Origin of the sequence: Actinacidiphila sp. bgisy167, assembly GCF_965342175.1 — a bacterium.
Taxonomy (GTDB): domain Bacteria; phylum Actinomycetota; class Actinomycetes; order Streptomycetales; family Streptomycetaceae; genus Actinacidiphila.
This window is the reverse complement of sequence record NZ_CBDRBL010000223.1, coordinates 1-730: the sequence shown is the minus strand read 5'-3', so window position 1 is coordinate 730 and position 730 is coordinate 1. Positions and strand designations below refer to the sequence as shown.

1 protein-coding gene is annotated in these 730 nt (G+C 71.4%); it reads left to right on the top strand.

Annotated features, from left to right (window positions below):
- Nucleotides 1-730, top strand: a 730-nt coding sequence (locus ACRWND_RS30890) for a transposase (protein WP_431955294.1), incomplete at both ends; no start/stop codon positions are given.

The window sequence follows — 730 nt, the reverse complement described above, 5'->3', positions numbered from 1 at the left end:
CTCCACCGTGCTGGACGACGCGGTCGCCACCCAGGACACCGTCACCCAGCTGGTCGCCGCGATTCGGCGGGTCATCCGTGAGGTCCCCGGCGCCGAGCAGACCGCCGCCACCTGGTGCACCGCCCACGACTACACCGATCCCGGCAAACCGAAGATCGCGTGGAACGACGAGCGGGCACGCGCTGACCTGGTCGACGCCCTGGTCACCGACGCACTCAACCTGCTGGGCCGCCTGCCCGAGCAGCAACTGGGCGAGGCCGCGGCGAACGCCGTCGGGCTGCTGGCCCTGGTCGCGGGCCAGGACGTGGAGCCGGCCGAGGACTCCGACGGTCACGACGGGCGCTGGCGCATCGCCCGCGGGACCGTCCCCGACCGCACCGTGTCCACGGTCGACCCTGAAGCCCGGCACATCCATAAGAACCGGACCCGCCACCAGGAGGGTTTCCGCGCCCACGTGGCCTTCGAGCCCGAAGCGGGAGTGTTCACCGACGTCGCCCTGACCGCAGGCAGCGGCGCCGAGAACCACGAGGCCGCGGTCGCCAAAGACCTTCTCGCCGAGGAGGAGGAACCGGTCATCGTCCTGGGCGATGCCGCCTACGGCACCGGCGACCTACGCGAACACCTCCAGGCCCAGGGCCACGACCTGCGACTCAAGCCGCCACCACTCAAACCGGCCGTCCCCGGCGGGTTCACCGCCGACGAGTTCACCGTCGACACCAACAAAGGCGAG